Consider the following 26,412-nt stretch of genomic DNA (forward strand, 5'->3'; position numbering starts at 1 on the left):
GTGGGCCGCTTTTAGGAAAAGCACGCGCGACGCGCAAGAGGTTTTTTCAGCTTTTTTGAAGTAATTCAATGTGCGGGTGCTGCATCCTCAAGACGGAGTTGTACGGACTGCCGCCCTTGCCATGTATTGATCTCCAACCGGCCGGCCAGATGAAAGCGGGCACCATTGTGACCCACCAGCATCGGCCCAATCGGACCGTCCATGCCGCCAAAACAGATGGCATCGATTCGCGGCCCGATCCCGTCGCTGAAACTGACTTTCAGATGGTTCGCGCCCACCTGTTTTGCAAATTTGATCTGACAATCGGGGAACACGAAGCGGGGGGCAGGGGCACCGGCACCAAATGGCCCTGCCGCTTCAATCTGCTGCACCAGATCAACCGTTGCGGCAGCGGGCATCAGGACGCCGTCCAGTCGCAGGTCCGCAGGGCCGATATGCGCCGCGCCCTGCTTTTCCAGCAGCGCGCCAAGATGGTCCATCGCCGCTTCCAACTGGTCGCGTGCGACAGTCAGTCCGGCGGCCATCTTATGACCGCCGCCCTTGATCAGAAACCCCTCTGTCGCAGCACGCTGGATGACGGCACCCAGATCAATACCGGTGACTGACCGGCCAGACCCTTTCCCTTCGTTGCCGTCCAGCCCGATGACAATGGCGGGGCGGTTGGTCGCCTCTTTCAGGCGCGCCGCCACAATACCGACCACACCGGGGTGCCAGCCTTCGCCAGCGGCCCAGACAAGTGGTCCATCCAATCCGCGCGCTTCGGCCTGTTCCATTGCCTGTTCGCGGACCTGCTGTTCCACCTCGCGCCGTTCGGTATTCAGCGCATCAAGCCGTGCGGCCAATCCTTCGGCTTCATGCCTGTCGGCAGTGGCAAGCAGTCGCGCACCCAGATCTGCCTTGCCAATGCGACCACCGGCATTGACGCGGGGCCCAAGCAGGAACCCCAAATGATAGCCTGTCGGTGCCTGATCAAGTCCGGCCACATCTGCCAGCGCCGTCAAGCCGATGCGCTGGCGGCGGGCCATCACGGTCAGTCCCTGCCGGACAAAGGCACGATTGAGTCCGGTCAGCGGGGCAACATCGGCGACTGTGGCAAGCGCCACAAGATCAAGCATTGCCATCAGATCGGGGCCCTTGTGACCGGTATTCCGCATTTGGCGGTTCGTCTCGACCAGCATCAAGAATACAACGGCCGCTGCACAAAGATGCGCCAGATCGCCGCTTTCGTCCTGACGGTTGGGATTGACCACGGCCAATGCAGGTGGCAGCGTTTCACCGCCCAAATGGTGATCCAGCACGATCACATCGGCAGCAGCAGCGGCTGCAATCGGGCTGTGGGACAAGGTGCCGCAATCGACGCAGATGATCAGATCATGATCGCGGGCAAGGGCGGCCATGGCTTCATCATTGGGGCCATACCCTTCGTCGATCCGGTCGGGCACGTACAAGGTCGCGCTGCGTCCCATCTCGCGTAGCCATGTCAGCAGCAGGGCGGCAGATGATCCGCCATCCACATCATAATCGGCAAAGATGGCGATCCGCTGCTTTTGGGACACCGCTTGCAGAAATCGGGTGGCTGCGGCCGCCATATCACGCAGGCTGCGCGGGTCCGGCATCAGATCGCGCAACGTCGGGGTCAGAAAATCCGCAGCTTGTTCTGCACTGATACCACGCTTGACAAGCGTGCGGCACAACGGGGCGGGCAAGTCGACGACCTGTGCCATCGCTTCCGACAGGCGGTCCTCTTCCTGGGTCGGACCAATCCAGCGGCGACCGGTTGCAGAGGCGGTGACATTCAGAAATGCGGGTTTTTCTAGGGGCATTGTCATGGGAAAAATCTATATGACGGGGCCGCGCGCTTGACCACGCAATGTTTTCGTTTGATGGAAATAATGGCCAGTCTCACATGGCTGCACAAGCAGCAGCACACGGGTCAATCCTGCGGTAGGGGGCGCCCAATCTGCTTCACCGCCCTGCCATCCAACGACGCAACACCCTCTTTCTTATGGCCAAAAATATCCTTGGGGGTCCGGGGGCAAAGCCCCCGGCCTGTCGGCTTGCGCAGCAAGTCGAAACAGAATGCAAAAACATAATCGCCTGCAGTGATGGATCAGTCGACAGGGTTACGATAAACCATCCGGCGGACAGAACCGGTCTTGGAGCGCATCAGAATGGTTTCAGCGGTCACAAAGCCCACTTCACGTTTGATCCCCGGCACAAGGGATCCATCTGTCACGCCAGTGGCCGCAAAAATCACGTCACCTGTGACCATATCATCGCGGGTATAGACGCGGTCGAAGTTGGATATGCCGGCCTTTTTGGCACGCCCGCGTTCATCGTCATTGCGGAAGGTCAGTCTGCCAAAGATTTGACCGCCCATGCATTTGAGCGCGGCGGCCGCCAGAACGCCCTCGGGTGCCCCGCCTGAACCCATATACATATCAATCCCGGTCTTTATCGGTTCGGCGGTATGCATGACCCCCGCAACATCGCCGTCGGTAATCAGGCGGATCGCCGCGCCGGTGCTGCGAATTTCGGCGATCATCTCTTCATGGCGGGGGCGCTCCAACACACAAACGGTGATGTCGTTGGTTGAACAGCCTTTGGCTGCGGCCAGAGACGAAACGCGTTCGGACGGGGACATATCAAGCGTTACAACACCGGGACGAAACCCCGGACCAATCGCCAGCTTGTCCATATAGACGTCGGGCGCATGCAGCATCGACCCGCGCGGACCCATCGCGATCACGGCCAGCGCGTTGGGCATGTCCTTGGCGGTCAATGTGGTGCCTTCCAGCGGGTCCAGCGCGATATCCACGCCCGGCCCCTTGCCGGTGCCGACTTCCTCGCCGATGAACAGCATCGGCGCTTCGTCACGCTCACCTTCGCCAATTACGACGACGCCTGCAATATCAAGCCGGTTCAATTGGGTGCGCATGGCATCCACCGCCGCCTGATCGGCGGCCTTTTCGTCGCCGCGGCCAATCAGCGGCGTACAGGCAATAGCTGCGGCTTCTGAAACGCGGGCAAGGCCGAGTGAAAGCATACGGTCGTTGAAATCAGCGGCTTGGGGCATCTGGTCAGGTCCTTTTTTCCATTGATCTACCTAAAGCCTGTCTGGCCACCGGGAACAAGACTGTTTGCGCTAAAGGCCCGTGCATCACGGGGGCTCAGACGGCTTCGATCCTGATCGTCACGGGGTCGCCTTGCAGGACACCCGTTGTTGCGAATGCGGCCACGGCTTCTTCCAAAGCGGTGCGGGTTGTCTTGTGGGTGACGATCAATACGGGGGCTGTGGTTTGCGTATGCTGGTACTGGCGCATGCGGTCGATCGAAATCCCCGCTTCGCCCAAGGCGCGGGCAATCTTGGCCAAGGCACCGGGTTTATCAAGCAGTTGCAGGCGTAGATAGTAAGGGGCAGACACAGCGGCGCGCGCGGCCCTGGCCTTGCGCAGGCTGTTTGCAGGCTGCCCGAAGGTCGAAATCCGCAGGCCGCGTGCAATATCCATCACATCACCCATGACAGCACTGGCGGTCGGGCCCTCGCCGGCACCGGGGCCGCGCAGAACGATCTGGCTGACTGCATCACCTTCCAGCACGACCATATTGGTCCCGCCCTGAAGTTGCCCCAACGGTGACGTATCCGGCACCAGACATGGCGACATGCGCTGTTCAAGACCGCGCCCGGTCAGTTGCGCGACACCAAGCAGCTTGATTTTATAACCCATATCGGCGGCCTGCCGGATATCTTCGATCGTGACCGATCCGATCCCCTCGAGCTCGACCGCCTCAAAATCGACCTGCGTGCCAAAGGCAATGGCGGCCAGCAGGGCAAGCTTGTGACCCGCATCAATGCCGCCCACGTCCAGTTCAGGGTCCGCTTCGAGATAGCCAAGCTGGTTGGCTTCTTCGAAAACGGCTTCGTAGGTCAGCCCTGCATCTTCCATGCGGGTCAGGATATAATTGCAGCTGCCGTTCATCACGCCCATCACACGGGTAATCTCATTGCCCGCAAGCCCTTCCGTCAGCGATTTGACAACCGGAATTCCGCCTGCGACGGCCGCCTCGAAACGGATGACCTGACCGGCGTCTTCGGCCATGGCTGCAAGGGGCTGTCCGTGAATGGCCAAGAGCGCCTTGTTCGCGCTGACCACATCCTTGCCCGCCTTGATTGCCGCCTCGGTTGCGTCCTTTGCCGCGCCCTCGGACCCACCCATCACTTCGATAAAGAGATCGACGTCATCACGCTGGGCCAAGGCAACGGGATCGTCCTCCCATGCGTAATCGGACAGGTCGACGCCGCGGTCCTTGTCCCGCGACCGCGCCGACACCGCACTGATGACAATGGGTCGACCTGCGCGGGCTGCCAGCAACGTCCCATGCTTTTGAACGATTTTGACAACTCCGACACCAACAGTGCCAAGTCCTGCAATGCCAAGACGCAGTGGTTTGCTCATCTGGTGTATCCGTATGCTCGAGTCGTTGTAGCGGTACTATCCAATAGGGCCCGCTACTGCAACGCACCGATTTCGGTCTCGCGCAGGACCTCTGCACGCCGTTCAAGTGCTTCGATGCGCGCCTGAAGGTCCGCGTCGGTATCTGGCGTCGTCGTGCTATCCCCGGCCGTCGGCCGGGCGGTCAGGACAGGGTAGGGGGCGTCGCGCGCATCATCCGAGATTGTCCCTTCCAGCGCCGGAAAGGTCGTGCAGCCGGTCAGGCCAAGCAGGATGATGATGGCGAAGCGCATAGTCGGCCTATATCCGGCGGGCCCTGCGCGGTGCAAGAGCCGTCAGAGGGGCTTTTCAAATGAACAGTTGTTCAGTTACATGCTACCCATGGCGCGCAAACAAGGTTCACATTCCGATATCACCGGCCCCAAGGTGCATCAGGCCGCACTGCGGCTGATCGCGCAACATGGGTATGCGGCTGTTTCGATGCGCCAGATCGCGGCAGAGGTCGGGGTGCAGGTCGGTGCGCTTTATAACTACACGTCAGACAAACAGAGTCTGCTTTATGATCTGATGCATAGCCACATGCGCGACTTGTTGGACGCGGTGGCCGCAACAGACATGAGCGGCGATCCCGTGACCCGGCTGCGGGCCTTTACCTGTTTTCATATTCGCTATCACTTGCCGCGGTCCGACAATGTTTTCGTGTCCTACATGGAATTGCGCAATCTCTCGCCGGATAATTTCACGGCTGTCGAGGCGATGCGCCGTGATTACGAGAATATCCTCGAGCAGATATTGCGTGATGGTGAGGCGGAGGGCGTCTTTTCCGTTGCCGATACACGGGTTTCGACAATGGCCCTGATTGCCATGCTGACCGGACTAAGCCATTGGTACCGCGAAGACGGACGGTTGGGCATGGACAAAATAGAAGCCATCTATTGGGATCTGGTGCGCAAAGCCGTCATGGCATAGCACCGACAGGCGGCGCCTGACCCTAGGAGCCGCAAAGGAGAAATAATGTTTGAAGCTGATGAACATGGCGTCTTTGCAAGGGTCGCGGCGTCGACCACACGGCGGCTTTTGGGGTACAGTGTTCTGCTGTTTCTGGGGGCATTACTGGTCTATCTGCCGCTGTCACAACCATCATCGGTCTTGTGGACAATTTTCATGGTGGGTCTTGGCGCGCTGGTTTTCTGGCTGGCGGAACGGATGCGTGCAGGCACCCGCGTTGCGTTGGAACTGACCGAGACTGAGCTGCGTGAAAGCACTGGACGGGTCCTTGCGCGTCTGGACGAGATCGCATCGGTTGATCGCGGCGCGTTTTCGCATAAGCCGTCGAACGGGTTCACCCTGATCCTGAAAAGCAAAAAGCCCCGGGCATGGGCGCCGGGGCTTTGGTGGCGGCTTGGTCGCCGCGTGGGGGTTGGTGGTGTGACCTCTGCCGGAGAAGCGAAATTCATGGCAGAACAGATCAGCCTGCGGATCGCGTCCGAGAGCTGATCAGGTCGCTGGCGTCACATTGGACAAACGACACAAATCATCATCGCCAGCGCGATCCCAGCAGATACTTTCTGCAAAGCGCGGGCTGATGACGGTAAAGGTCTTGAACTCCACACCATCAAGATTGGGCACAATGAACGGCGAAATCGAAACCGCAAAGGGTGCATTATAAGTAGTCGTCGTTTCGACCAGAATTGCCGTGTCGCCGTCGGCGATGTCGGGCAGGGCGCTGCGCAGATTGGCAAGGTTCGCGTCAGTGTAATTGACACCAAAGCCGATATTCTCGGACCAGATTACACGGAAGACGTCATTTGCCTGCACATATTCATAGACGGTCACGCGCAGCTTGGACCCTTCGTAGGTATCCTCTGTCGACGTCCTGTCGGTCACGCCGGTGAGCGAGGTCAGCAAGGCATGCGCGCCATTCATATAGTCGCTGTCGACCGGTGCGTCTTCGCGGCTGAACATATCGGCGATGGTCAGACCGGCGCGTGTGCTGATCGCTTCGTCATGGTAGGCGTCGAAGTAAACGATGGTGGACAAGAGCGCCCAGACCAGAATGGGCAGACAAAGTAACAGTTCGATTGCGGCATTGCCGCTTTCATCGTCGCGGAATTCGGAAAAGATTGCACCGAGGTGCCTCATATCACTCTTCCTCTCTTCTGAAGGGTTCGACAACAAAAGCAGAGGAGGCGATCAACGCAAATGACCCGCCGGCAGCTGAATCAGAGTTGTTTTCCACAATCGCTTTCCCCAGTCCGGTGGTGGGCATCACCGGGTCAAACCGGGCGCACACGCGAAGATAGACCAATTCATTGTTACCACCATTGGTATAGCGGACCTTTGGTGCGGCGGGATCACCCCGGTTCGCGCACAAAACGTCAGTTGGAATCGGGGTCCAGTCGCGCAGGCTGCGCGTGACCATATCCAGCTTGAGCTGCGTGTCACAGTTGGGGATCAACAAGGCGACTTCGCAAATCCGGGCGCGCAGACGGTCGGGTGTCGGGTCGGTAATGACGCCGATGCGGACATCACGCACGGCGATATCAACGCCGCGTTCAAGCATCACATGCCGCGCCGAAACCATGCCGCTTTCGTAGATCATGCCGAAGAAAAGCATGAAAACCGGAAACACGATCACAAACTCAATCGACGTCGCACCTGCTTCGTCCTTGACGAACTTCGCGGCCCAGTACCGCACTTTCTGCGTGATATTGGTCATTAATGGGTCAACCTCAAGTCTATAAGCTGTTCTGCAACAGCAGCATGGATGTTGTCCAGATCAGCACCGCTTGTTTGTTTGTAATAGATGCCTTTAAGTTCGGAAGCGCAGCAATTCATGAGCGTTTCGCCGTTTGAGGTGGCACCGGCGGCAATCCCGTAGACCACGATGTCGCGTGCTTTTGCCGTGCGGCACATCCCCTTCGACAGGCGGTCAGCCTCTGTCTCATCCTGAACATTGGTGTTGATCACATTGAAGAAGGCGCCACCGCCGGAGAAGGGGTCCGCATTACTTGGGCCGTGGGGGGCGAGTTCTCTGAGATAATATTTGAACTGACGTTGTGACGAGGTCAGGCGGTCATCGGACCGATTCCGTATCCAGGTGAGATGTTGTGTCGGGTCGCTGTCGAACAATCGACGCATCTCTGATCCCTCGTCGTAACGGGGGCTGTTTCCAGCGACATTGCTTTTCTGGCTGTCGGTCATAAGCACCATAAACGTATAGGAAGGTGCCTTTGCTTCGGCTTCGGCCGTCGCGTCCGGATAGTCGAGTGGGCGGGTCTCCCGATGGATTGCCGCGACTGTGTCAACATTCTGGATGACTGGTCGAATGCTTGGGTCCAGCAATGAAATACCCCATTTCGCACCAGTAAAGATCGCCGTACCGCCGCGTGGCTCAAGCAGGGAAATCCGGAGCCGCAGTTCGTCTTCATCTTCGCTGATGGGCAACACACCTTCAAATTCTTTGGTCGGGCACATCTGACCATCGACTTTGGTTGAGCGCGTTGTACCGCTTGTGTTGTCTTCCACGCCACCACGATCCTACAAACCGCCTACGTTGTACTGAAACGACCTGGTTTGGGTATATGTCTTGGTTGCGTACAAGGTTGTGCCGAATTCTTCTTCGTCGTCGGTTTGGCCTTTAGTTCTTGGCGCGCGCCCGCCTTCGTAGTCCGAATCTTCAAATTCGACGCACCGCGACGGGTTGCGCCAAAGTGTGGCGGCTGACAATGCTACTGTGATTTCTTCCTCGGTCTCGGGAATTTCTGCGGCGGTGCCACCGATGCCGACCAATGGGTCCGTTGTTCTTAAAGCGTCACAAAATTCGCCGCTTAGCGCGACCTGCGAAGTATAGGCGACCAATAACAATGTCACCTGTCCGGCCGTTTCGGAGGGGATCGGGTCATAGACGAACCCACATGCCGCTTCGCGGAGCAGTTTGATCCGGCTCACGCGCGCAAGGTTGGTTGCATTGTGATACCCGCTTCCCACGGGCGCGGGACAGCTGCGCGCGCTTGGCGTGGGCAGCGTTGCGTCGCTGACGATCTGGTCCATTGACCCGGAGATATCAAGCACAAGCGACACTGCGACCTGACCAACACCTTCGCGCGCTTCCGAGGATGCGGGCGCGGTCAACTGGTCAATCCCGATGAACCGCAAATAGAAGGTGTCGATGTCCAATGATGAGTTCACCGGCACAAGGACATTGCCGTTATTGTCATCGATAATTGGCTGACCCTGAATTGCCCCGTCAAAGCCTGCTTTCTGGAAATATACGGTGACAACCGCCTTTTGATCCAAGGGCTGGTCAAGGTCCGCGGCGGCGAGCACCGCGCGGTCTGCCACACTCTGGAGGAATGCGCGGCGCGATTCAAAGCGCATGAAGTCAACGGCCATACCGCCGATGACCAGCAGAAGGATCGTCATGACAATGATGCTGCCGTCTTCTTCACGACCGAACTGGCGCAGCAAAGCGGCGCGTCTGTCGTTAAATTCGCTCCGCACACCGGTTGCGGCGGAATTTCGCTTCAGCATCGATTTCATCTCCGGCAGCGTTACAGATCGCCCGCGCAGTGCCTACAGTCTGGCACGCGCACTTGCCCAAGCAAAGTTTATCACTTGGCTGTGTCATTAATTGGGCAACGAAGTTACCCTCTGCGGCACACCCCCACACGAATAGCGTCAATAGGTCAAACAATGGTTTACTGTCGAACGTCGGGAAACAAGTGCAGGGCGGCATTGCCGCCAGTTTTGCATAACTATTGGGGAAATATGCATTTTTCGGCAATATTCCGCCGACGGCAATCAACAATATTCCGCCGATGCCCATCTTGACGCCGAATCGCATGAACCGCTGGCAACGGGGATCGAAGCCGCCATTCAGGCCGAGGTTTGGGGCGCGAAATAGAATAGTCGCAGCGTGCCGCTAGTTCACGTTTCCGGGCTTCTGTCGCAGCCAGTGGGCATCGCGATCCCTGCCACCGTTTTAAGATTTGCCCCGATCGCGGCTTTGTGCTTCTCGACTTTGGACGGAACAACACCGATAGTGCGCATATGAGTCTACCACCCGGTTTCCTGGATGAATTGCGGTCCCGTTTGTCCCTTGGTCAAGTTGTCGGGCGCAAAGTGATGTGGGACAGCCGCAAGTCCAATCAGGGCAAGGGTGATCTGTGGGCATCTTGCCCGTTTCATCAGGAAAAGTCTGCCAGCTTTCACGTCGATGACCGCAAAGGGTTTTATTACTGTTTTGGCTGCCATGCCAAAGGTGACGCGATTTCGTTTGTACAGGACACCGAAAATGTGGGCTTTATGGAGGCGATCAAGATCCTTGCGGACGAGGCCGGGCTGCCCATCCCGCAGCAAGATCCCCTCGCGCAGCAAAAGGCCGACAAGCGCACCCAACTGATTGATATCATGGAGCAGGCGGTGCAATACCATCGCCTGCAATTGCAGACCGGGCAGGCCGCCGCCGCGCGTGATTATCTGGCCGGGCGCGGGCTGTCGCCGGACGCGCAGACCCGTTGGGAAATAGGCTTTGCCCCTGCGCATGGGGGCGTTATGGCGCATCTGACCGGCAAGGGCGTTGATCCCAAGCTGGTGATCGAGGCCGGGCTTGCAGCGGAAAGTGACCGTGGCGGTGCCCCCTATGACCGGTTCAGGGGCCGGATCATGTTTCCGATCCGCGATGCGCGCGGGCGCGCCATCGGCTTTGGCGGGCGGGCCATGGACCCGAACCATCCCGCCAAATACTATAACTCCCCTGAAACAGCCTTGTTCGACAAGGGCCGCAGCCTGTTCAATCACGGACCCGCCCGCGAGGCCGCCGGCAAGGGCAAGCCTTTGATCGTGGCCGAAGGCTACATGGATGTGATCGCCCTGTCAGAGGCCGGTTTTACAGCAACTGTTGCCCCATTGGGGACCGCAATTACCGAGGACCAGTTGCGCCTGCTGTGGCGGATCGCGGCCGAACCGATCATCGCGCTGGATGGTGACAAAGCGGGATTGCGTGCCGCCATGCGGGTGATCGATATTGCACTGCCGTTGCTGCAAGCAGGCCAGTCGCTGCGCTTTGCGCTGATGCCGGATGGGCTGGACCCCGACGATCTGATCAAGCAGCAAGGCGCGAGTGCGATGCAAAAGCTGATTGATGCGGCCATTCCGATGGTCCAGCTTTTGTGGCAGCGCGAAACCGAAGGCCGGAACTTCGACAGTCCCGAACGCCGGGCCGCGCTGGACAAGGCCCTGCGTGAAAAGGTCCTTTTGATTCAGGACCCTTCGATCAGGTCGCACTATGGTCAGGCGATCAAGGATTTGCGCTGGGCACTGTTTTCTGCCCGCAAATCCGCTCCCAGACATGGCGCTCAGCGGGCATGGATGGCCAACAAAGACCCGTGGCGGCGCGAGATCAGTCCGGTGGCGACCAGCAAGAACTCTATCCTCGGGGCCGGTGGCGCCAGCGAGGACCACCTGCGCGAGGCGGTGATCCTTGCCACGCTGATCTGCAATCCGTCGGTATCGCCTGACTTTGAAAGTGCGTTGGAACGGGTGGAATGCCGTGACCAGACACATCAGGCGATGCAGGCCTGCATCCTGCGACACCTTGGCGCAGATGACCTAAAGTCAGCCATCATCGCCGAAATCGGGGCTGCACCTCTTGAAAATCTGCTGGGCCAAAGCCATGTCGCCATTAGCCCCGCAGTGCGCAAGGCGGGAAATATGGAAACAGCACGGCTGTGCCTTGCCGAAGAGTTTGCCAAGCTGGCCGCCCGTCAGGGTCACGCCCGCGAAATTGAAGATGCTGTCGAAGATCTTAGCGGCACAGCAGATGAAGGGGTGACGTGGCGCTTGGCGCAGGCATCTGCCGCGCTGGATAAAGCCGGGCGGGGGGACAACGAAGACAAGGCCGAATACGAGACCGGCGAAAACGGGGCCCTGATGAACAAAGACGAGCGGAGCGCATTTGATTCGCTTTTGAACCAAATCGCTTTTGAAAAAGGGTCGGCACGTTCTAAGTGAATGTCAAAGCAACAGCCTTTAGAAACACGGCGTGCCCGACTTGCGAATCAATCAAATGCAGGATTGATTCGACTTAAACGAATCAGTCGAATCACTTCGACGACGATGAAGATTTTGCGCGAAAGGTCCATTTGATGGCTGCCAAAGACAACGACGATCGCAAGGACAACGACCAGGATGGCGATATCAGCCTTGATATGAGCCAGGCCGCAGTCAAAAAGATGATCGCCGATGCGCGTGAACGTGGCTACATCACTTATGACCAGCTGAACGCCGTGCTGCCGCCAGAGCAGGTATCGTCAGACCAGATCGAAGATGTAATGTCGATGTTGTCCGAAATGGGCATTCAGGTCACCGAAGAAGAAGAGTCAGAAGAGACCGAAGAAAATCAGGGTACCACCGCCGTTGCGACTGTCGCCGGCTCGCGCGAGGTTACGCTTGGCGGGGCAGAGGCGGAAAAGCTGGACCGCACGGATGATCCGGTGCGCATGTATCTGCGCGAAATGGGCAGTGTTGAATTGCTGTCCCGCGAAGGCGAAATCGCCATCGCCAAACGGATCGAGGCTGGCCGCAACACGATGATCCTTGGGCTGTGCGAAAGCCCTCTGACATTCCAGGCGATCACGATCTGGCGCGACGAACTTCTGTCAGAAGACATTCTGCTGCGCGATGTGATTGATCTTGAAACCACGTTCGGCAATCAGCTTGATGAAGACGGCGAAGAAACAGTTGTCGCCCCCGTGGCGAACGGCGCCGGGCCTGCTGCCGACAAACCGGAAAAGGCAGAAGCCGCGCAGGAGCTTGACGCCGACGGCAACCCCATCGTCAAGGAAGACGACGATGATGAGGAAGATCAGGCCAATATGTCGCTTGCTGCGATGGAAGCCGCGCTCAAGCCGCGCGTGCTTGAAACGCTTGAAATTATTGCCCGCGATTTTGCCGATCTGTCCGATATGCAGGACGCGCGGATGTCTGCAACCCTGAATGAGGACTCCTCATTTTCGGACAAGCAGGAAGGCAAGTACCAGCAGTTGCGCTCTGAAATCGTGGAACTGGTGAATTCACTTCACCTGCATAACAACCGGATCGAGGCGCTGATCGACCAGCTTTACGGGATCAACCGCCGCATCATGTCAATCGACAGTGCGATGGTGAAACTCGCCGATCAGGCCCGCATCAACCGCCGCGAATTCATCGACGCATACCGTGGCCGCGAACTGGACCCCAACTGGCTTGAGGAAATGTCAGAACGCTCTGGACGCGGCTGGCAGATGATGATCGAGAAATCGACCGGCAAGATCGAAGAATTGCGCAACGATATGGCGCAGGTCGGCCAGTATGTCGGTGTCGATATTACCGAATTCCGTCGTATCGTGCAGCAGGTCCAGAAGGGCGAAAAAGAAGCTCGTCAGGCCAAGAAGGAAATGGTCGAAGCCAACCTGCGTCTGGTGATTTCCATCGCCAAGAAATACACGAACCGTGGTCTGCAATTCCTTGATCTTATTCAGGAAGGGAACATCGGCCTGATGAAGGCCGTGGATAAATTCGAATACCGGCGCGGCTATAAATTTTCGACCTACGCCACATGGTGGATCAGACAGGCGATCACCCGGTCCATTGCCGATCAGGCGCGCACGATCCGTATTCCTGTGCATATGATCGAGACGATCAACAAACTGGTCCGTACCGGCCGCCAGATGCTGCATGAAATCGGCCGTGAACCCACGCCAGAGGAATTGGCAGAAAAGCTGCAAATGCCTTTGGAAAAGGTCCGTAAGGTGATGAAGATCGCCAAGGAACCGATTTCGCTGGAAACGCCAATTGGCGACGAGGAAGACAGCCAGCTTGGCGACTTCATCGAGGACAAGAATGCGATTCTGCCGCTGGATTCTGCCATTCAGGAGAACCTGAAGGAAACCACGACACGTGTGCTTGCATCGCTGACGCCGCGTGAAGAACGTGTGCTGCGGATGCGCTTTGGCATCGGCATGAACACCGATCACACGCTCGAAGAAGTGGGCCAGCAATTCAGTGTGACCCGCGAGCGTATTCGTCAGATCGAGGCGAAGGCGCTGCGGAAGCTCAAGCACCCCAGCCGGAGCCGGAAACTGAGAAGTTTCTTGGACCAGTAGATACCAAAGAAAGCGTCCCGCGGGGCGCTTTTTTGTTGGCTGGTTTTATTGGTCTACACACCAAAGCGAACGCGGCAATATTACCTTTAATGTTGATCGCGAGATCCCGCCGATCATTCATTGTTCACTGGAAGTGATGTCTCGCCCGGCATCGCCGGCCTGCCGTTTTGTTTTGTAGCGCGGGTGCTATGGCTGCATTGAGGTGCTTTTTTTGGCTCACGCCCCACTCCTGTGCATTTACGATCACGTGATTGCGCATGTCAGCCGATTGAACAGGCGGCGTAATGGGCGCATTTGTCTTAAAGAAAAAGGATAATCATCATGCCCCGCCTCACTCTGCGATCAATGGCTACACTCACGATTGTTTCTTTCGCACTTCCCGCAAACGCATACAGCACAGAGCCCGCGTATGCAGTGACAGATGCCAAGGTCACTGCGACGCATACTGTGACGTTGACCGGGGTTTGCGTGCCGCGCCTGCCACAGACACTGGCCGCGCTGCTTGCCTTGCCGCCAGCGGATGGCCAGAAAACGGCTCCGGTTTTGGCCTGTGCATCGGGCTAGGAATGGCGGTAGAAGTCGCTATGCATACCAACTTTGATATCGCGACAGGCGGACCCGGTCTTTATGAGTTCACAACCCAAGTGAGCGGTTGGGTGCGCGGCACCGGTCTTCTTACTTTGTTCGTCCGCCATACCTCTGCCAGCCTGTTGATACAGGAAAACGCCGACCCCGAGGTGCAGACCGACCTGCAAAATTTCTTTGTAAGACTTGTCCCGCCCACGACCGACCCGTCCATGTCTTATCTGACCCACACCTATGAGGGGCCCGACGACATGCCCGCGCATATCAAGGCACCGATGCTACCCACATCACTGTCGATCCCGGTGATTGATGGGCGCATGGCGCTGGGCACATGGCAGGGCATCTATCTGTTCGAACACCGTGATCGGCCACATCAGCGGCAGGTGACCGGGTTATTGCAGTAATCTGCTTTTGACTTCCTGCAGTTGCTCCCGTTAATTGCGCCAACGAGGCAAATGGGATGGGCGCATGCTGAAACAGGCAAAAGATCTTGCGAAGACGGGCCGTTTTCGCGAAGCAGAAGCGATTTATGACAAATTGCTCGCTGACAAGCGGGTGAAAGCGCCGGTTTTGCGGGCAGCAATTCTGTTTCATAATCGCCATACGCACAATTTCCGAAAGGCCTTGCCGCCGGTTCAGGCCCTGCTCAAGGCCCGCCCCGACGATGCGCAAAGCCATGCGCTGGCGGCCGAAACTTTTGCTCATCTGGGAAATCTGCCCAAAGCAAAGGAACACGCGGCCAAGGCAGTGGAGGTCGCGCCGCAGGACCCCGACGTGCACTATGCCGCGTCCTTTGCTGCATTGCAGGGCAACGACTTTGAAGCCGCGTTAACCCATATCAATGAAGGGTTGGCGCATGACCCGGATCACCGGCCGCTGCTGGTGCAGAAAGGCTGGGCCTTGTTGGGCGGCGGCGATGCCGCCGCAGCCGCCGCACATGCGTGTGCGCTACTGACTGACAGGCCCGATGATATCAACCTGCTGGGGCTTTACATGGATGCCGCGCGGATCACGCAGGATGATCCCGTCTTTGCCTCCATGCGCGATGATCTTTTGCCGCGCTATGAAACCATTGGTGGCAAGCCGCTGTCGCATCTGCTCAAGCTGCTGGGCAAGGGGTACAATGATATAGGGGACTATGACGCGGCCTTTGATGCCTTTGCAAAAGCCAAGACAATGGCACCCATGACCTATGACGCAGCGGGCTATCGCAATTATGTTCAGCAATTGTGCCAGAATATCTCGCGGGCGGATTACTTTGGCAAAGGTACGGCTGATGACAGGCCGGTGCTGATTGTGGGGATGCCGCGCAGTGGCTCCACCCTTGTCGAGCAGGTTCTGGCAAGCCATGCTCAGGTCGCCAGTCTGGGCGAAAGCCCCGCCCTGTCGGAAATCGCCCAAATGGCCAGACTGCGGCGCCACAACGGCCCGGAAATGGTTCGCGCGATCAAGCAATTGCCCGCCAAGGCGCTGCAGGAACTGGCGCAGCGCTATCTGACCGGCATTGACGGGCAGGGCGCCCCCCGTGTCATTGACAAGAACCTGCATAATTTCGAACTGCTCGGGCTGTTTGGGGCCATGTTGCCCAAGGCCCGGATCATTCATGTGACCCGCGACCCGATGGACACCTGTGTCTCCTGTTATATGCAGCCGCTGTCGGCATGGCATCGCTATACCCAAAATCTTGATACGCTTGGCCATTCTTATGTGCATTATCGGCAGTTGATGGACCATTGGCGCAAGGTCCTGCCGAACCCTGTTCTTGAAGTCGCCTATGAGGATGTTATCGCCGATCTTGAAGGGCAGGCGCGGCGGATGGTGGATTTCCTTAATTTGGCGTGGGACCCGGCCTGCCTTGATTATCACAGTGCAGGCCAGCAAAGCCGCACCTTGTCTGCCCGGCAGGTCCGGCAGCCGGTCTACAGCACGTCGGTTGACCGCTGGCGCAGGTATGATGCCCATCTTGATCCCCTCAAACGGCATTTGGCTCGCTTCTACCCGGACGGGTTTGACGGCTGACCGAGTCACTTTGGCAACGCTCAGCAAAAGGTCTATCTTGCGGCTTGATTTGCCCCCTACCCAAAACCTGCATGGCTTCCTATAGTGCCTGTGGATAACCCCGGACCGGACACAACCCTTAGCCGTGGGACAGGTAGGACAAGGACAAGACATGCGTTGCCCCTTTTGCGGAAATGTTGATACCCAAGTAAAAGACAGCCGACCCGCCGAGGATCATGTAGCGATCCGCCGCCGTCGCTTTTGCCCTGCCTGTGGCGGGCGTTTTACCACCTATGAGCGGGTCCAGTTGCGCGACCTTGTGGTGATCAAGTCAAACGGGCGCCGCGAGGATTTTGACCGGCCCAAGCTGGAACGCTCCATTCGGATCGCCCTGCAAAAGCGCCCGGTTGAGCCCGAACGTATGGACCAGATGATAAGCGGGATTGTGCGCCGTCTGGAAAGCATGGGAGAGACCGATATTCCGTCTGGCACGATTGGTGAGATCGTGATGGAAAGCCTCGCCCGGATTGATACGGTTGCCTATGTGCGCTTTGCCAGCGTCTACAAGAATTTTCAGGCCGCAGATGATTTCGACAAGTTTGTCAGTGAGTTGCGCCCGGACGTTCCGGAAGATAGGTGACGCAGGCGACTGATGCGCGCTTCATGGCGCTTGCGCTTGGTTTGGGCCGGCGCGGCATGGGGCGTGTCTGGCCGAACCCGGCTGTCGGATGCGTGATTGTCAAAGACGGGACGATCGTCGGGCGCGGATATACGGCGGATGGCGGCAGGCCACATGCCGAGCCGATCGCGCTGGCGCAGGCGGGCGCATCTGCAAGAGGTGCGGACGTCTATGTCACGTTGGAACCCTGCGCCCATCACGGCGAGACCCCGCCTTGCGCCGATGCACTGATCGCCGCACAGGTGTCGCGCGTGGTCATCGCCACAACCGACCCTGATCCGCGGGTTGCCGGTCGCGGTATTGCCATGCTCAGGCAGGCAGGGATCACGGTCGAAACCGGGGTGCTGGAGACGCAGGCGCAACAAGACCATGCAGGCTTTTTTCTGCGCGTGACCCGGAACTGCCCGTTTCTGACACTCAAACTGGCGGGCACGCTGGACGGGCGGATCGCAACAGCCAGCGGCGAAAGCCAGTGGATCACGGGGCCGGAGGCGCGGCGTGCTGTCCATATGATGCGCGCGCGCCATGACGCGGTTTTGGTGGGGGCAGGCACCGTGCGGGCCGATGATCCGTCACTGACCGTGCGCGGGCTGGGGATCACCCGGCACCCTGTGCGGGTGGTCGCATCGCGCACGGCACAGATACCGGCCACAGGTCAGATGGCGGCAAGTGCCAATGACGTGCCCGTCTGGCTTTGCCACGGGCCGGGTGCGGACATTAGCGCATGGGAAGCGCAGGGCGCACGCGGGCTGGAATGTGCGGTGCGCAGCGGCGAGATTGATCCGGTCTCCATGATGGGGGCGCTTGCGGATCAAGGGATCACCCGGGTCTTTTGCGAAGGCGGGGGAATGCTGGCGGCATCATTGCTTGCGGCTGATCTGGTTGATGAACTGGTCGTCTTTACCGCCGGTCTGGCCATCGGGGCAGAGGGCACACCCGCCCTAGGGCCCATGGGGGTTGACCGTCTCGCCGCGGCGCCGGGTTTTGCGCTGAAGGATGTGCGCCGGATCGGGGCGGATATTCAACACCGCTGGGTCAGGCGGGCATCAGCGCCAGAGGTGGGCATAGCCGGCAAAAAGCCCCTGTAACTTGGCTGTCATCCGGTTCAATTTGCCGGGGACGGGAATGTCGTTGTTTTCCAGCCTGTCGACGATCACCTCGACCGGGCAGGCCATACCAGTCACGGGATCGAAATAGCGGGGGTAGGCAATCAATGCGGCATGGACCAGACCGGGCAAATCAACGCGCGCGGTGCGCCTTGTGACCGGCATGGCCCGATCATCGGTCAGGCCCCAGCCAGCATAGAAGGGCGTGCCAAGACAGATGACCTGCTTGTTGCGCAACAGGGCCTCGAACCCAAGCAGCGATGTCATGGTCCAGATTTCATCGGCGGCATCAATGGCCGCAATCGGATCGCAGGCGGGCAGGATCACATCGGCAATCTGGTCTGCACCTGTGACCTTGCCGGGGCGCAGGTCTGCCGCCACGTCAGGGTGCGGTTTATAGATCAGAACGGCGGCAGGGTTGGCCGTGCGGACAGCTTCCAGCAACGCGCGGTTGGTCTTCACATCAGGGCTGCCCAATGTGATTGATGCATCATCCTCGACCTGACCGGGCACCAGAATGCGGCGGCCCTTGGGAATGTCGGGCAGGGGGGCGGCGGCGTCCGGATTGTATTTTGACAGGCGCGCATCGTTGATCCGGTCAATCAAGGCGGCTGCCCTGTCTCGCGCACCCTGCGGCAGGTCAGTGGCTGCGTTGATCAAATGTTCAAGCCTGCTGGGGCGGGTTGCATCATAATAGATGCCCAGATCATCAAGCACCAGGCTCAGCGGCGGGATCAGATCAGCGCCCAGACCGCGCGAGCGCAAGAACCCGTCCTCGACCAACACCGCATCCCGCGCGCCGGTTGATGCCCATCGCATCAGACGCCTGTCCGTGGCCGTTGCTTTAGCGACGGCAGCCTTTGCGCTGGCAAAGATCACCGGGCGGGGCTTGCCGAAAATCCTTTGCAGTGACGCACGTTTCCACAGCCGCATATCTGCGGCCACCCAGCCGCGATAATCATCGCGTGCCGCATCGGCGAGTGCCTGCATCGTCGCCGCCGCTTCCTCAAAGGAACACAGGCGATCATGAAAAGGATCATACCATGTCGGATAAAGGATCATCGCCGCTGCAAACAATTGCGCGCGGGTCAGCTTGCGCTGGCGGCGTTGCACCGGCTTGCGGTCATCTGACAGCCCCCAGCCTGCATAGAACGGTTGCCCGAACACTGTTGGGCGATGGCCTGCCAATATTGCTTCGAACCCTAGCTGCGAACTAACCGTGTAGACGGCGATGGCCCCCTCCAGCAGCGCCCATGGCGACAAAGGCTGGTCACACAGGCTGATTTGGCCGGTGGCATCCTTTGCGGAAAAATACCCTTCGCGGTGGCCTGCCAGCGTTTCGGGATGGGTCTTGATGATGATCCGCGCGCCCGGGTGCTCGGTCTGGGCATAAAACAGCATCTCGCGAAAGCTGTTGCTGTCAGCGCCACTGGCCTTGACCGACGCATCCTTGCGGGTCTGGTCAATCACCAGCACGTAACCCGGGGCAGGGGGCGGCAGAGCCGGGTCAAAGGCGTTGTATTTGGAAAGATGGCCCGCTTTCATCGCCGCAATCCCTGCGCGGGCACGGTCCAGCAAGGCTGTATCATCCAGCGGGTCATCCTGCAGGATCAGTTCAAGCTCAGACAGCGTTGCAGGGTCAAAATGCACGCCCCTGCGGTCAATATGCAAACCGATGGGCACATCGCCATCACGCCCCAGACCAACAGAGCGCAAAAAGGCATCTTCGACCCGCACCACAGGCGCATCCTGCTTGGCGGCAACGGCTTCACCGCGTGGCGCTGTCGGGCTGTGCCCCCACACGCCCACCGCATCGCCATCCCCCGGGGCGCCGACCCGAATGTCATATCCCGCAAGGGCCATGATCCGGCGCACGCGGGTCTGCGTCAGAAAACCGCCGTTATAGACGTAAAGCCGCATCCGTTTTTCAGGGCTAGGGGCATGCATCAGCCCAGGCTTCTGAGGTTTGGCCGCACCGACGCAGGACCATCCAGCAACATCTGATAGGGGTCCTGTTCTGCCAGCAACATATCCGTCACTTCGCGGATCAACTGCCGCCGACCGCGCGCGGAATAGAACCCGCCGGGCACCTGACTGGTTGCCAGCAGAAACCGCCTGTAGGTACGGTACGCCTGCGCATCGGGCCGTTGCGGGGCTGCAAAGAAGTCGGGCAAAGGTTGCGCTGACACACACTGCGGCTTGTCATAGACCGCCGCACCAAAAAGCTTCACCGGAATGCCCCGCCAAAGCGCTTGCTGGGCGGCCGTTGAATTCACAGTCACCGCCGACCGCGCCTGATCAAGAAGCCGCGCCAGTTTGCCGCCGGGCACAAAGTGAACCCGGTCGCTGATCCCGTGCGCCCGTGCCATTGCGGAAATGATTTTCGCGAATGGCAGACGGCCGATCTCCAGCGGGTGTGCCTTGAAAACCAGATGGTGATGCACGGGTGCCCCTTTCGCGAACCCGTCAATGACAAGCTGCAAGAACTGTTCCATCCGGGTAAAGGGCGCGTGGGCCTGGAAACTGGCATCATGTTCAAGTTGCAACAATACCAGATGATAGGGATAGCCCGCCTGCCGGATGCGCCGGGTCGACAAGGACCTGCGGGCAGCGATGATCGGCATGGTGAACAACCGCTTGGTATAAAGCCACGCCTCTTGCCCGACTGACAGGTGCCGGTGCCGTTTGAATTGCCGGTATCGCCGGTTCGCAAAAAGGACAAACCAATGATAGAGCGCTCCGTAGAATACGTGCTGTCGCATATCACCCCAAACGGCGGGCGGCGGGTGCATATCGTGATCATTAATGGCAAGGGCGACCGACATCTCATCAATGCTCAGGTCCATCAGGCGTGAATGGCCGTTACTGCCATCGCGTTCATATGTCACCCAATAGGGGCGCATATATCCTTCTTCGAAAGTATGGATGCGGATACCGGCGGTCTTGGCAACCTTGATGGCGCGGGCATGGGCAGGCCGAATGTCGCCATAAAGAACGATGTCGGTGATGTTTTTTGCCGCAATCAGGTTGGCAAAGGTTGCGGGCCAGTCTTCGGTCTTACCTTCATATGGAATGAAGTTATGCGCCCGAAACCAGAACGCCTGATCGCCCGCGTTGAAACCCATGCGCGTGACCTGTGCGCCCGACTGCATGATGGCCTTGCCCAATAGATAGAAAAAAGGTCCATGCGGCCCTTGCAGAAAAAGGAAGTGGCGTGAGGTCGGATCTGGCACGGCGGAATGGGACTCGGTGATAATTTCCCCAACATTATGACAGCACAAGCGGGTCAGATACAGAGGCCAGATTGCCTGCTGCGCTTTACATTGCCCAGAGCGGCTTGTCCGCCCCAATGCAAAGGGCTAGGTCTGGTGCAGCAAAATAGCAGAGGCGTGGTATGTTTACAGGGATCATCACAGATCAGGGCAAGGTGCTGGAGCTTGAGCAGCGCGGCGATCTGCGGGCGCGGATCGGGACCGGCTATGACATCGCGGGCATCGACATTGGCGCCTCGATCGCTTGTGACGGGGTGTGTTTGACTGTGGTCGCATTGGGTGCGGAGCCTCAGAATTGGTTTGACGTGGAAATTTCCGCTGAAACCGTCGGGGCGACCAATCTGGGCGACTGGATGGTCGGCCATATCGTCAATCTGGAGCGGGCCCTGAAGGTGGGTGATGAATTGGGCGGTCATATTGTGTCGGGTCATGTGGATGGGCTGGCTGAAGTTGTCGGCATGGCCGATGAGGGCGACAGCACGCGGGTTACATTCCGTGCGCCTGACGCGCTGGCACGTTTTATCGCGCCCAAAGGGTCGGTCGCGCTGAACGGCACATCATTGACGGTCAACGAGGTGAACGGGCGTGATTTCGGCATCAACTTCATTCCGCACACCAAATCTGAAACAACATGGGGCAATGTCGCTATCGGCGACCGGATCAACCTCGAGATCGATACGATGGCGCGCTATGTGGCGCGCTTGCAGGAGTACAGATAAGATCCGCAGCGCCATTTGACAGCGCCGATCAGGCACGCAATGCTGCAGGTGGAAAAGCTGGGCTAGGAACGCAATGGCAGGGATAGGACATAACTCTGGCCGGGTGGATGAACCGGGACAAAGCTGGCGCAAGCATGTCTGGACCAAGGCCCGCAAGGACCTGTTGCCGACGCTGCCGATTGAAATTGTACGGCGGCGGGTCAAACGCGCGGCAGAGTTGGGTTTGCCATATCGGACCTATGCCGGGATCAGGGCAAGCAACGGTCATGATCTGATTGGCTTTTTGTTTTCAAGCAATGCGCTGCGGGTGCTGCGCGCAGGGCAGAAGATGCCGCAGGATCGCGCCGACAAGATGCATATGCTGCGCGATGTCCGCCGGGTCGGGGCTGCGCAGTCCCCTTTGCGTCCTGCCCAACTGGCGCTGATGTCCGGAATTGACGATGCCATCATTGCCCCGCGTTTCACGGACAGTTGGTCTGCGATGCGTGAAACGATAAGATCCCAGCTTCCTGCCCCGGCTGATCGTTTTGTTGTGGTCGGTGATACCGCATTTGAACGCGAGTGGAGTGAGGCGGCTGCTATGGCAGGTTATCTGGTGGCAGATGAGTATTTTGCACCGGGGATGGGTTAAAACCCATCTTACGCTGCATTGGCTGTGGCACTTTTTGTGGAACGTCAGGCGTTGCGTCGTAAGATGGATCTTGATCCATCACCCTTTCCAAATCAAATGCGCTGGGCTATCTGCGGCGGGGTAGGCCAGCGAGGACGCGCATGAACCAGAATTTCGAAACACCCGGCCCCGTCGAACAGGACTGGTCCGACGCCATCAGCCGCATCGAGGACATCATCGAGGATGCCCGCAATGGCCGCATGTTTGTACTTGTCGATCATGAAGATCGCGAGAATGAGGGCGACCTTGTCATCCCCGCCCAGATGGCCACCCCGGACGCAATCAATTTCATGGCCAAGCATGGTCGTGGCCTGATTTGCCTGACGCTCCCCGGTGAGCGGATTGATGCGTTGGGACTGCCACTCATGGCCTCACACAATTCATCGCGCCATGAAACCGCCTTTACCGTCAGCATCGAAGCCCGCGAGGGGGTCAGCACAGGCATTTCTGCCCATGATCGTGCCCTCACCGTTGCCACGGCAATCGATGCGTCCAAGGGTGCGGCTGACATCGCAACCCCCGGCCATGTCTTTCCCCTGCGTGCCCGTGACGGCGGTGTGCTGGTCCGGGCGGGGCATACGGAAGCTGCAACAGATATCAGCCGCCTTGCCGGTCTGAACCCATCCGGCGTAATTTGCGAGATCATGAAAGAAGACGGCGAAATGGCGCGTCTGCCGGACCTGATCGCCTTTGCCCAGCTGCATGGCCTGAAGATCGGCACCATCAGCGATTTGATCGCCTATCGTCGCCGCCATGATAATCTGGTTCGTGTCCGCGACACCAGCAAGATAGATTCTGAATTCGGCGGTGAATGGGAGCTGCGCATCTACAGCGATGAAACCCAGGGTGCCGAACATATCGCCTTGATCAAAGGCGATCTTGACGCGCCCGAACCGGTTCTGGTGCGCATGCATGCGATGGATCCATTGCTGGATGTGGTTGGCGCGGGTCCTGTCGGGCGCCGCAATGAATTTGGCGATGCGATGGAATTGATCGCAAAAGAGGGCCGTGGTGTCCTTGTCTTGTTGCGCGATGTGCATATGAAACTGGAGATGGACGAAGAATCCTCGCCGCAGACGCTGCGCCAATATGGGTTGGGCGCGCAGATTCTCAGCTCTTTGGGGCTGCACGACATTGAACTGCTGACCAATTCCCCCAAGCCCAAGGTTGTAGGGCTCGATGCCTACGGCTTGCGTATCACCGGTACCCGCAAAATCTCGGAGATTGGCTGATGGCCGGACCGTCCCATTACATCATGCCGCTGCCCGCTTTTGACAAGCCGGTGAAGATTCTGATCGTCGCATCGCCTTATTACAAGGACATATCCGACAACCAGATTGCTGGCGCCAAGGCCGAGATTGAAAAGGCCGGTGGCAGTTGGGACATCGTCGAAGTCCCCGGCGCGCTGGAAATCCCCACGGCGATCGGCATCGCTGAACGGATGAGCAATTTCGACGGATATGTCGCGCTGGGCTGTGTGATCCGCGGTGAGACGACCCACTATGACACCGTCTGCAACGACAGCAGCCGCGCCTTGCAATTGCTTGGGTTGCAGGGGGTGTGCATTGGCAACGGTATCTTGACCGTTGAGAATTATGATCAGGCCATGGTGCGCGCTGATCCGGCACAAATGAACAAAGGTGGCGGTGCAGCGGCTGCGGCCTTGCACCTGATCGCCCTCGCCCGTAAGTGGGGCGAGACCTCCAAGGGGGTCGGGTTCACAAGGGAAATCTTGCTGGCGGGCGACCCCGGCACATCAACGACATGACCATTTCAAACAATCAGCGCCGCAAGATGAAATCTGCCGCCCGGCTTTATGCCGTGCAGGCATTGTTCCAGATGGAAGCCTCTGGGCAGACCGTGGATGCGGTGATGCGTGAATTCGAGGACCACCGCTTTGGTGCCACCTATGACGAGGGCGAGATGACCGAGGGTGACATCGATACGTTTCGCGGATTGATGGAAAAGGCGGTCGATAATCAGGCAGCACTTGACCAGATGACAGATCGTGCGCTGGTCGCAAAATGGCCGATCGCGCGCATTGACCCCACATGGCGCGCCCTGTTTCGGGCGGCCGGGGCAGAACTGATCGGCAAGCAGACCCCGCCCAAAGTGGTCATTGTTGAATTTATGCACATCGCTGATGCCTTTTCACATGATGGAAAAGAACCCAAGTTCGTCAACGCGGTGCTGGATTATATGGCCCGCGAAGTCCAGCCCGATAAATTCACGAGCTAGGTGCAAGACAGGTCGGGTTGACCAATGTCGCATCGCCGAGCGTGTCAAAAACCGCTTGCGTTCCGATCCCGCCCACGACCATTTGCACCGTTGCCCCCGCGATTTCGCTGCCGGAAACATGTACCCGCTGACCCTCGGTCGCGCTGACGCTGTCGTCTGTGTCCAGCGTGACGGCGACGCGCCCGTCGGGTTGCAGCGCATTGACCTGAATTTCCAACCTGCGGTCCCCGTCACTGACGGGTGCCAGCGTGGCGTCGCCTTCGGTCAGGATTGCGGGCAACGGGTCCCATGATCCCGGCCCGCCGTAGGCCGTATCGATCAAGACACCAGCCACACTTGTGTGCAAATCAATGACGAATTGCGCATTGAACAGTGCGCAGGACTGGTTTTCGATCACAAAGGTGTCTGCGGGTGCACCATCCCGGTAGGACACGATAATGTCCTGCGCTGCGGCTGACCCGGACAGGCAGATCGCAAAGAACACTGTAAATAACTTCTTCATCTACGACGAGTTAGGGTGAAGCCGTCGCATATCCAGCATTTGGCTGTGCGCGACGTCTTGAACGATGGCACGAACCCACTTATTTTGGAAAGAACCGGGGGAAATACCATGTCTCAGCCCAAAGAACCAAATCTTTTGCGCTTCTATATCGGCCATTGCATTATCGGGTTTGCCCTGTCTGCCCTGTTTGTGGGCCTGCTGCTCTGGCTTGACGTCGCGGGTCTGCGGTCATTGATCATGGGCTCCGATATTGGCTGGCTGGCTGTGTTCTTGCTTTGGTTCTTCCATGGTACCATTTTTGGCAGTGTGCAGTTCGGTGTGTCGATCATGCTGAACATCGACAAGGGGGACAATGGACCACGCCGCGGTCACATGACCCCTGTGAGGGTCAAGGCTGATAGCGCAAAGCCGTTGCAGCCATGAAGCATCCGCCGAGATCGTGATCTGTTTGCGCTGGATGACAGGTGGCGGGAACCGCAGCGACCGTATGGGATTTATTCCCGAGGACCTGTATTTACAGGTGGGCGCCAGATAACTGAACCAGGGCTCAGACAGAGCCAGCTCCCTCGGATTTGCTTAAGGCCACTGGAATGTAACCCCGTTACAACGAGAAGAGCAGAAGCCCGCCATCAGAGAAGGTAGGGCTGGGGGAGCGAAAGAACAAGCCGCCGCGTGTCCTTTATTCTTCGACTTTCCCTTTGATCAGCCACCCGTTTGGACCAACCATTTCAATGGGAGCGTAGGCAAGCAAAGCACGTTCGGCCAGACCAACGGTCAAAAGAGCCATACAAACTTCGAAAAAGGTGATGTCGGTAAACAATGTCATTGGTAAACTCCTTACTTTGCTTATCGACATGTTTGACTCTCAAACCTGACTAAAACGTGACGGACGCAAGGTAAAGAAAGGCTTGACCCATAGTCACTTGCCCCATTCGCGCCATATTGCGCGCTTGCTTATGCAAGCATTTTATGGGCGGATTTCCGCTTATGTATTGAAATAAAACAAAAAACAATGTCGCAGGTGGTGAACTGGTCAGTTTTAA

The 26,412-nt window shown here is 58.4% G+C and carries 27 protein-coding genes; 15 read left to right on the forward strand and 12 right to left on the reverse strand.

The window, feature by feature from the left end; all coding sequences use genetic code 11:
- Nucleotides 1-65: 65 nt before the first annotated feature.
- The 4 genes from recJ to C8N45_RS01795 all read right to left on the reverse strand — a co-directional run bounded on the left by recJ (nucleotide 66) and on the right by C8N45_RS01795 (nucleotide 4,747).
- Entirely contained in the window at nucleotides 66-1,829 is a 1,764-nt protein-coding gene (recJ, locus tag C8N45_RS01780) for a single-stranded-DNA-specific exonuclease RecJ (RefSeq protein WP_108384495.1), read from the reverse strand.
- Nucleotides 1,830-2,110: 281 nt separating this feature from the next.
- On the reverse strand, nucleotides 2,111-3,076 hold the full coding sequence (gene glpX / locus C8N45_RS01785; RefSeq protein ID WP_108384496.1) for a class II fructose-bisphosphatase: 966 nt from the start codon (nucleotides 3,074-3,076) through the stop codon (nucleotides 2,111-2,113).
- 94 nt (nucleotides 3,077-3,170) lie between these two features.
- Nucleotides 3,171-4,457 (reverse strand): homoserine dehydrogenase, encoded by a 1,287-nt coding sequence (locus C8N45_RS01790; RefSeq protein WP_108384497.1) that lies wholly within the window; start codon nucleotides 4,455-4,457, stop codon nucleotides 3,171-3,173.
- 53 nt (nucleotides 4,458-4,510) lie between these two features.
- Entirely contained in the window at nucleotides 4,511-4,747 is a 237-nt protein-coding gene (locus C8N45_RS01795) for a hypothetical protein (protein WP_108384498.1), read from the reverse strand.
- An 88-nt stretch (nucleotides 4,748-4,835) separates the two neighbouring features.
- On the opposite strand from C8N45_RS01795, the gene C8N45_RS01800 reads away from it, so the two are divergent.
- Nucleotides 4,836-5,423, forward strand: coding sequence for a TetR/AcrR family transcriptional regulator (locus C8N45_RS01800; RefSeq protein WP_108384499.1), 588 nt, complete (start codon nucleotides 4,836-4,838; stop codon nucleotides 5,421-5,423).
- Between the two features lie 45 nt (nucleotides 5,424-5,468).
- Nucleotides 5,469-5,951: a hypothetical protein gene (locus C8N45_RS01805; RefSeq protein WP_108384500.1), complete on the forward strand. Its 483-nt coding sequence runs from the start codon at nucleotides 5,469-5,471 to the stop codon at nucleotides 5,949-5,951.
- Here C8N45_RS01805 and C8N45_RS01810 read toward each other — a convergent pair whose 3' ends face one another.
- Genes C8N45_RS01810 through C8N45_RS01825 form a run of 4 tightly spaced genes read right to left on the reverse strand, consistent with a single transcriptional unit; the run spans nucleotide 5,952 to nucleotide 8,987 of the window.
- Nucleotides 5,952-6,596: a TadE/TadG family type IV pilus assembly protein gene (locus C8N45_RS01810; protein WP_108384501.1), complete on the reverse strand. Its 645-nt coding sequence runs from the start codon at nucleotides 6,594-6,596 to the stop codon at nucleotides 5,952-5,954.
- Nucleotide 6,597: 1 nt separating this feature from the next.
- Nucleotides 6,598-7,173: a TadE/TadG family type IV pilus assembly protein gene (locus C8N45_RS01815; RefSeq protein ID WP_108384502.1), complete on the reverse strand. Its 576-nt coding sequence runs from the start codon at nucleotides 7,171-7,173 to the stop codon at nucleotides 6,598-6,600.
- Nucleotides 7,173-7,982 carry a hypothetical protein gene (locus C8N45_RS01820; protein ID WP_108384503.1) on the reverse strand — a complete coding sequence of 270 codons (810 nt, stop codon included), beginning with the start codon at nucleotides 7,980-7,982 and terminating at the stop codon, nucleotides 7,173-7,175. Before C8N45_RS01820 ends, C8N45_RS01815 begins: the two co-directional genes overlap by 1 nt.
- 12 nt (nucleotides 7,983-7,994) lie before the next feature.
- The gene (locus tag C8N45_RS01825; RefSeq protein WP_108385098.1) at nucleotides 7,995-8,987 is read right to left on the reverse strand and encodes a TadE/TadG family type IV pilus assembly protein; all 993 of its coding nucleotides are present in this window, start codon (nucleotides 8,985-8,987) and stop codon (nucleotides 7,995-7,997) included.
- Between the two features lie 519 nt (nucleotides 8,988-9,506).
- On the opposite strand from C8N45_RS01825, the gene dnaG reads away from it, so the two are divergent.
- From dnaG to ribD, 7 genes are all read left to right on the forward strand, one after another.
- Nucleotides 9,507-11,468, forward strand: coding sequence for a DNA primase (dnaG, locus tag C8N45_RS01830; protein WP_108384504.1), 1,962 nt, complete (start codon nucleotides 9,507-9,509; stop codon nucleotides 11,466-11,468).
- A 134-nt stretch (nucleotides 11,469-11,602) separates the two neighbouring features.
- Complete coding sequence (gene rpoD / locus C8N45_RS01835; protein WP_108384505.1) at nucleotides 11,603-13,600, forward strand: RNA polymerase sigma factor RpoD; 1,998 nt, start codon at nucleotides 11,603-11,605, stop codon at nucleotides 13,598-13,600.
- A 321-nt stretch (nucleotides 13,601-13,921) separates the two neighbouring features.
- Nucleotides 13,922-14,164: a hypothetical protein gene (locus C8N45_RS01840; protein WP_133175918.1), complete on the forward strand. Its 243-nt coding sequence runs from the start codon at nucleotides 13,922-13,924 to the stop codon at nucleotides 14,162-14,164.
- Between the two features lie 20 nt (nucleotides 14,165-14,184).
- Nucleotides 14,185-14,589 (forward strand): secondary thiamine-phosphate synthase enzyme YjbQ, encoded by a 405-nt coding sequence (locus C8N45_RS01845; RefSeq protein WP_108385099.1) that lies wholly within the window; start codon nucleotides 14,185-14,187, stop codon nucleotides 14,587-14,589.
- Nucleotides 14,590-14,653: 64 nt separating this feature from the next.
- Nucleotides 14,654-16,204 (forward strand): tetratricopeptide repeat-containing sulfotransferase family protein, encoded by a 1,551-nt coding sequence (locus C8N45_RS01850; RefSeq protein WP_108384507.1) that lies wholly within the window; start codon nucleotides 14,654-14,656, stop codon nucleotides 16,202-16,204.
- A 151-nt stretch (nucleotides 16,205-16,355) separates the two neighbouring features.
- Complete coding sequence (gene nrdR, locus C8N45_RS01855; RefSeq protein WP_108384508.1) at nucleotides 16,356-16,823, forward strand: transcriptional regulator NrdR; 468 nt, start codon at nucleotides 16,356-16,358, stop codon at nucleotides 16,821-16,823.
- Nucleotides 16,820-17,950, forward strand: coding sequence for a bifunctional diaminohydroxyphosphoribosylaminopyrimidine deaminase/5-amino-6-(5-phosphoribosylamino)uracil reductase RibD (gene ribD, locus C8N45_RS01860; protein ID WP_375342456.1), 1,131 nt, complete (start codon nucleotides 16,820-16,822; stop codon nucleotides 17,948-17,950). Before nrdR ends, ribD begins: the two co-directional genes overlap by 4 nt.
- Here ribD and C8N45_RS01865 read toward each other — a convergent pair.
- Both C8N45_RS01865 and C8N45_RS01870 read right to left on the reverse strand, forming a co-directional pair.
- On the reverse strand, nucleotides 17,909-19,915 hold the full coding sequence (locus tag C8N45_RS01865) for a capsule polysaccharide biogenesis protein (protein WP_108384509.1): 2,007 nt from the start codon (nucleotides 19,913-19,915) through the stop codon (nucleotides 17,909-17,911). The genes ribD and C8N45_RS01865 overlap by 42 nt on opposite strands.
- Complete coding sequence (locus C8N45_RS01870; RefSeq protein WP_245882520.1) at nucleotides 19,915-21,093, reverse strand: capsule polysaccharide biogenesis protein; 1,179 nt, start codon at nucleotides 21,091-21,093, stop codon at nucleotides 19,915-19,917. The genes C8N45_RS01865 and C8N45_RS01870 overlap by 1 nt, the downstream gene beginning before the upstream one ends.
- A gap of 269 nt (nucleotides 21,094-21,362) precedes the next feature.
- Between C8N45_RS01870 and C8N45_RS01875 the strand changes: the two genes are divergently transcribed.
- From C8N45_RS01875 to nusB, 5 genes are all read left to right on the forward strand, one after another.
- On the forward strand, nucleotides 21,363-21,959 hold the full coding sequence (locus tag C8N45_RS01875) for a riboflavin synthase (protein WP_108384510.1): 597 nt from the start codon (nucleotides 21,363-21,365) through the stop codon (nucleotides 21,957-21,959).
- 73 nt (nucleotides 21,960-22,032) lie between these two features.
- A complete protein-coding gene (locus C8N45_RS01880; RefSeq protein ID WP_108384511.1) occupies nucleotides 22,033-22,590 on the forward strand; it encodes a hypothetical protein in 558 nt (185 codons plus the stop codon).
- Between the two features lie 140 nt (nucleotides 22,591-22,730).
- Nucleotides 22,731-23,861, forward strand: a complete 1,131-nt coding sequence (ribB, locus tag C8N45_RS01885) for a 3,4-dihydroxy-2-butanone-4-phosphate synthase (protein WP_108384512.1) — start codon at nucleotides 22,731-22,733, stop codon at nucleotides 23,859-23,861.
- Nucleotides 23,861-24,397, forward strand: coding sequence for a 6,7-dimethyl-8-ribityllumazine synthase (locus C8N45_RS01890; RefSeq protein WP_108384513.1), 537 nt, complete (start codon nucleotides 23,861-23,863; stop codon nucleotides 24,395-24,397). Before ribB ends, C8N45_RS01890 begins: the two co-directional genes overlap by 1 nt.
- A complete protein-coding gene (gene nusB, locus C8N45_RS01895; RefSeq protein WP_108384514.1) occupies nucleotides 24,394-24,867 on the forward strand; it encodes a transcription antitermination factor NusB in 474 nt (157 codons plus the stop codon). The genes C8N45_RS01890 and nusB overlap by 4 nt, the downstream gene beginning before the upstream one ends.
- On the opposite strand, the gene C8N45_RS01900 is transcribed toward nusB, so the two are convergent.
- The gene (locus tag C8N45_RS01900) at nucleotides 24,857-25,369 is read right to left on the reverse strand and encodes a hypothetical protein (protein WP_108384515.1); all 513 of its coding nucleotides are present in this window, start codon (nucleotides 25,367-25,369) and stop codon (nucleotides 24,857-24,859) included. The two genes, nusB and C8N45_RS01900, sit on opposite strands and share 11 nt — an antisense overlap.
- 108 nt (nucleotides 25,370-25,477) lie before the next feature.
- Here C8N45_RS01900 and C8N45_RS01905 point away from each other — a divergent pair, with 108 nt between their 5' ends.
- A complete protein-coding gene (locus tag C8N45_RS01905; RefSeq protein WP_108385102.1) occupies nucleotides 25,478-25,792 on the forward strand; it encodes a hypothetical protein in 315 nt (104 codons plus the stop codon).
- Between the two features lie 256 nt (nucleotides 25,793-26,048).
- Here C8N45_RS01905 and C8N45_RS23105 read toward each other — a convergent pair whose 3' ends face one another.
- A complete protein-coding gene (locus tag C8N45_RS23105; RefSeq protein ID WP_168769378.1) occupies nucleotides 26,049-26,195 on the reverse strand; it encodes a hypothetical protein in 147 nt (48 codons plus the stop codon).
- Nucleotides 26,196-26,412: the final 217 nt, after the last annotated feature.

Source organism: Yoonia sediminilitoris, assembly GCF_003058085.1.
Lineage (GTDB): Bacteria > Pseudomonadota > Alphaproteobacteria > Rhodobacterales > Rhodobacteraceae > Yoonia > Yoonia sediminilitoris.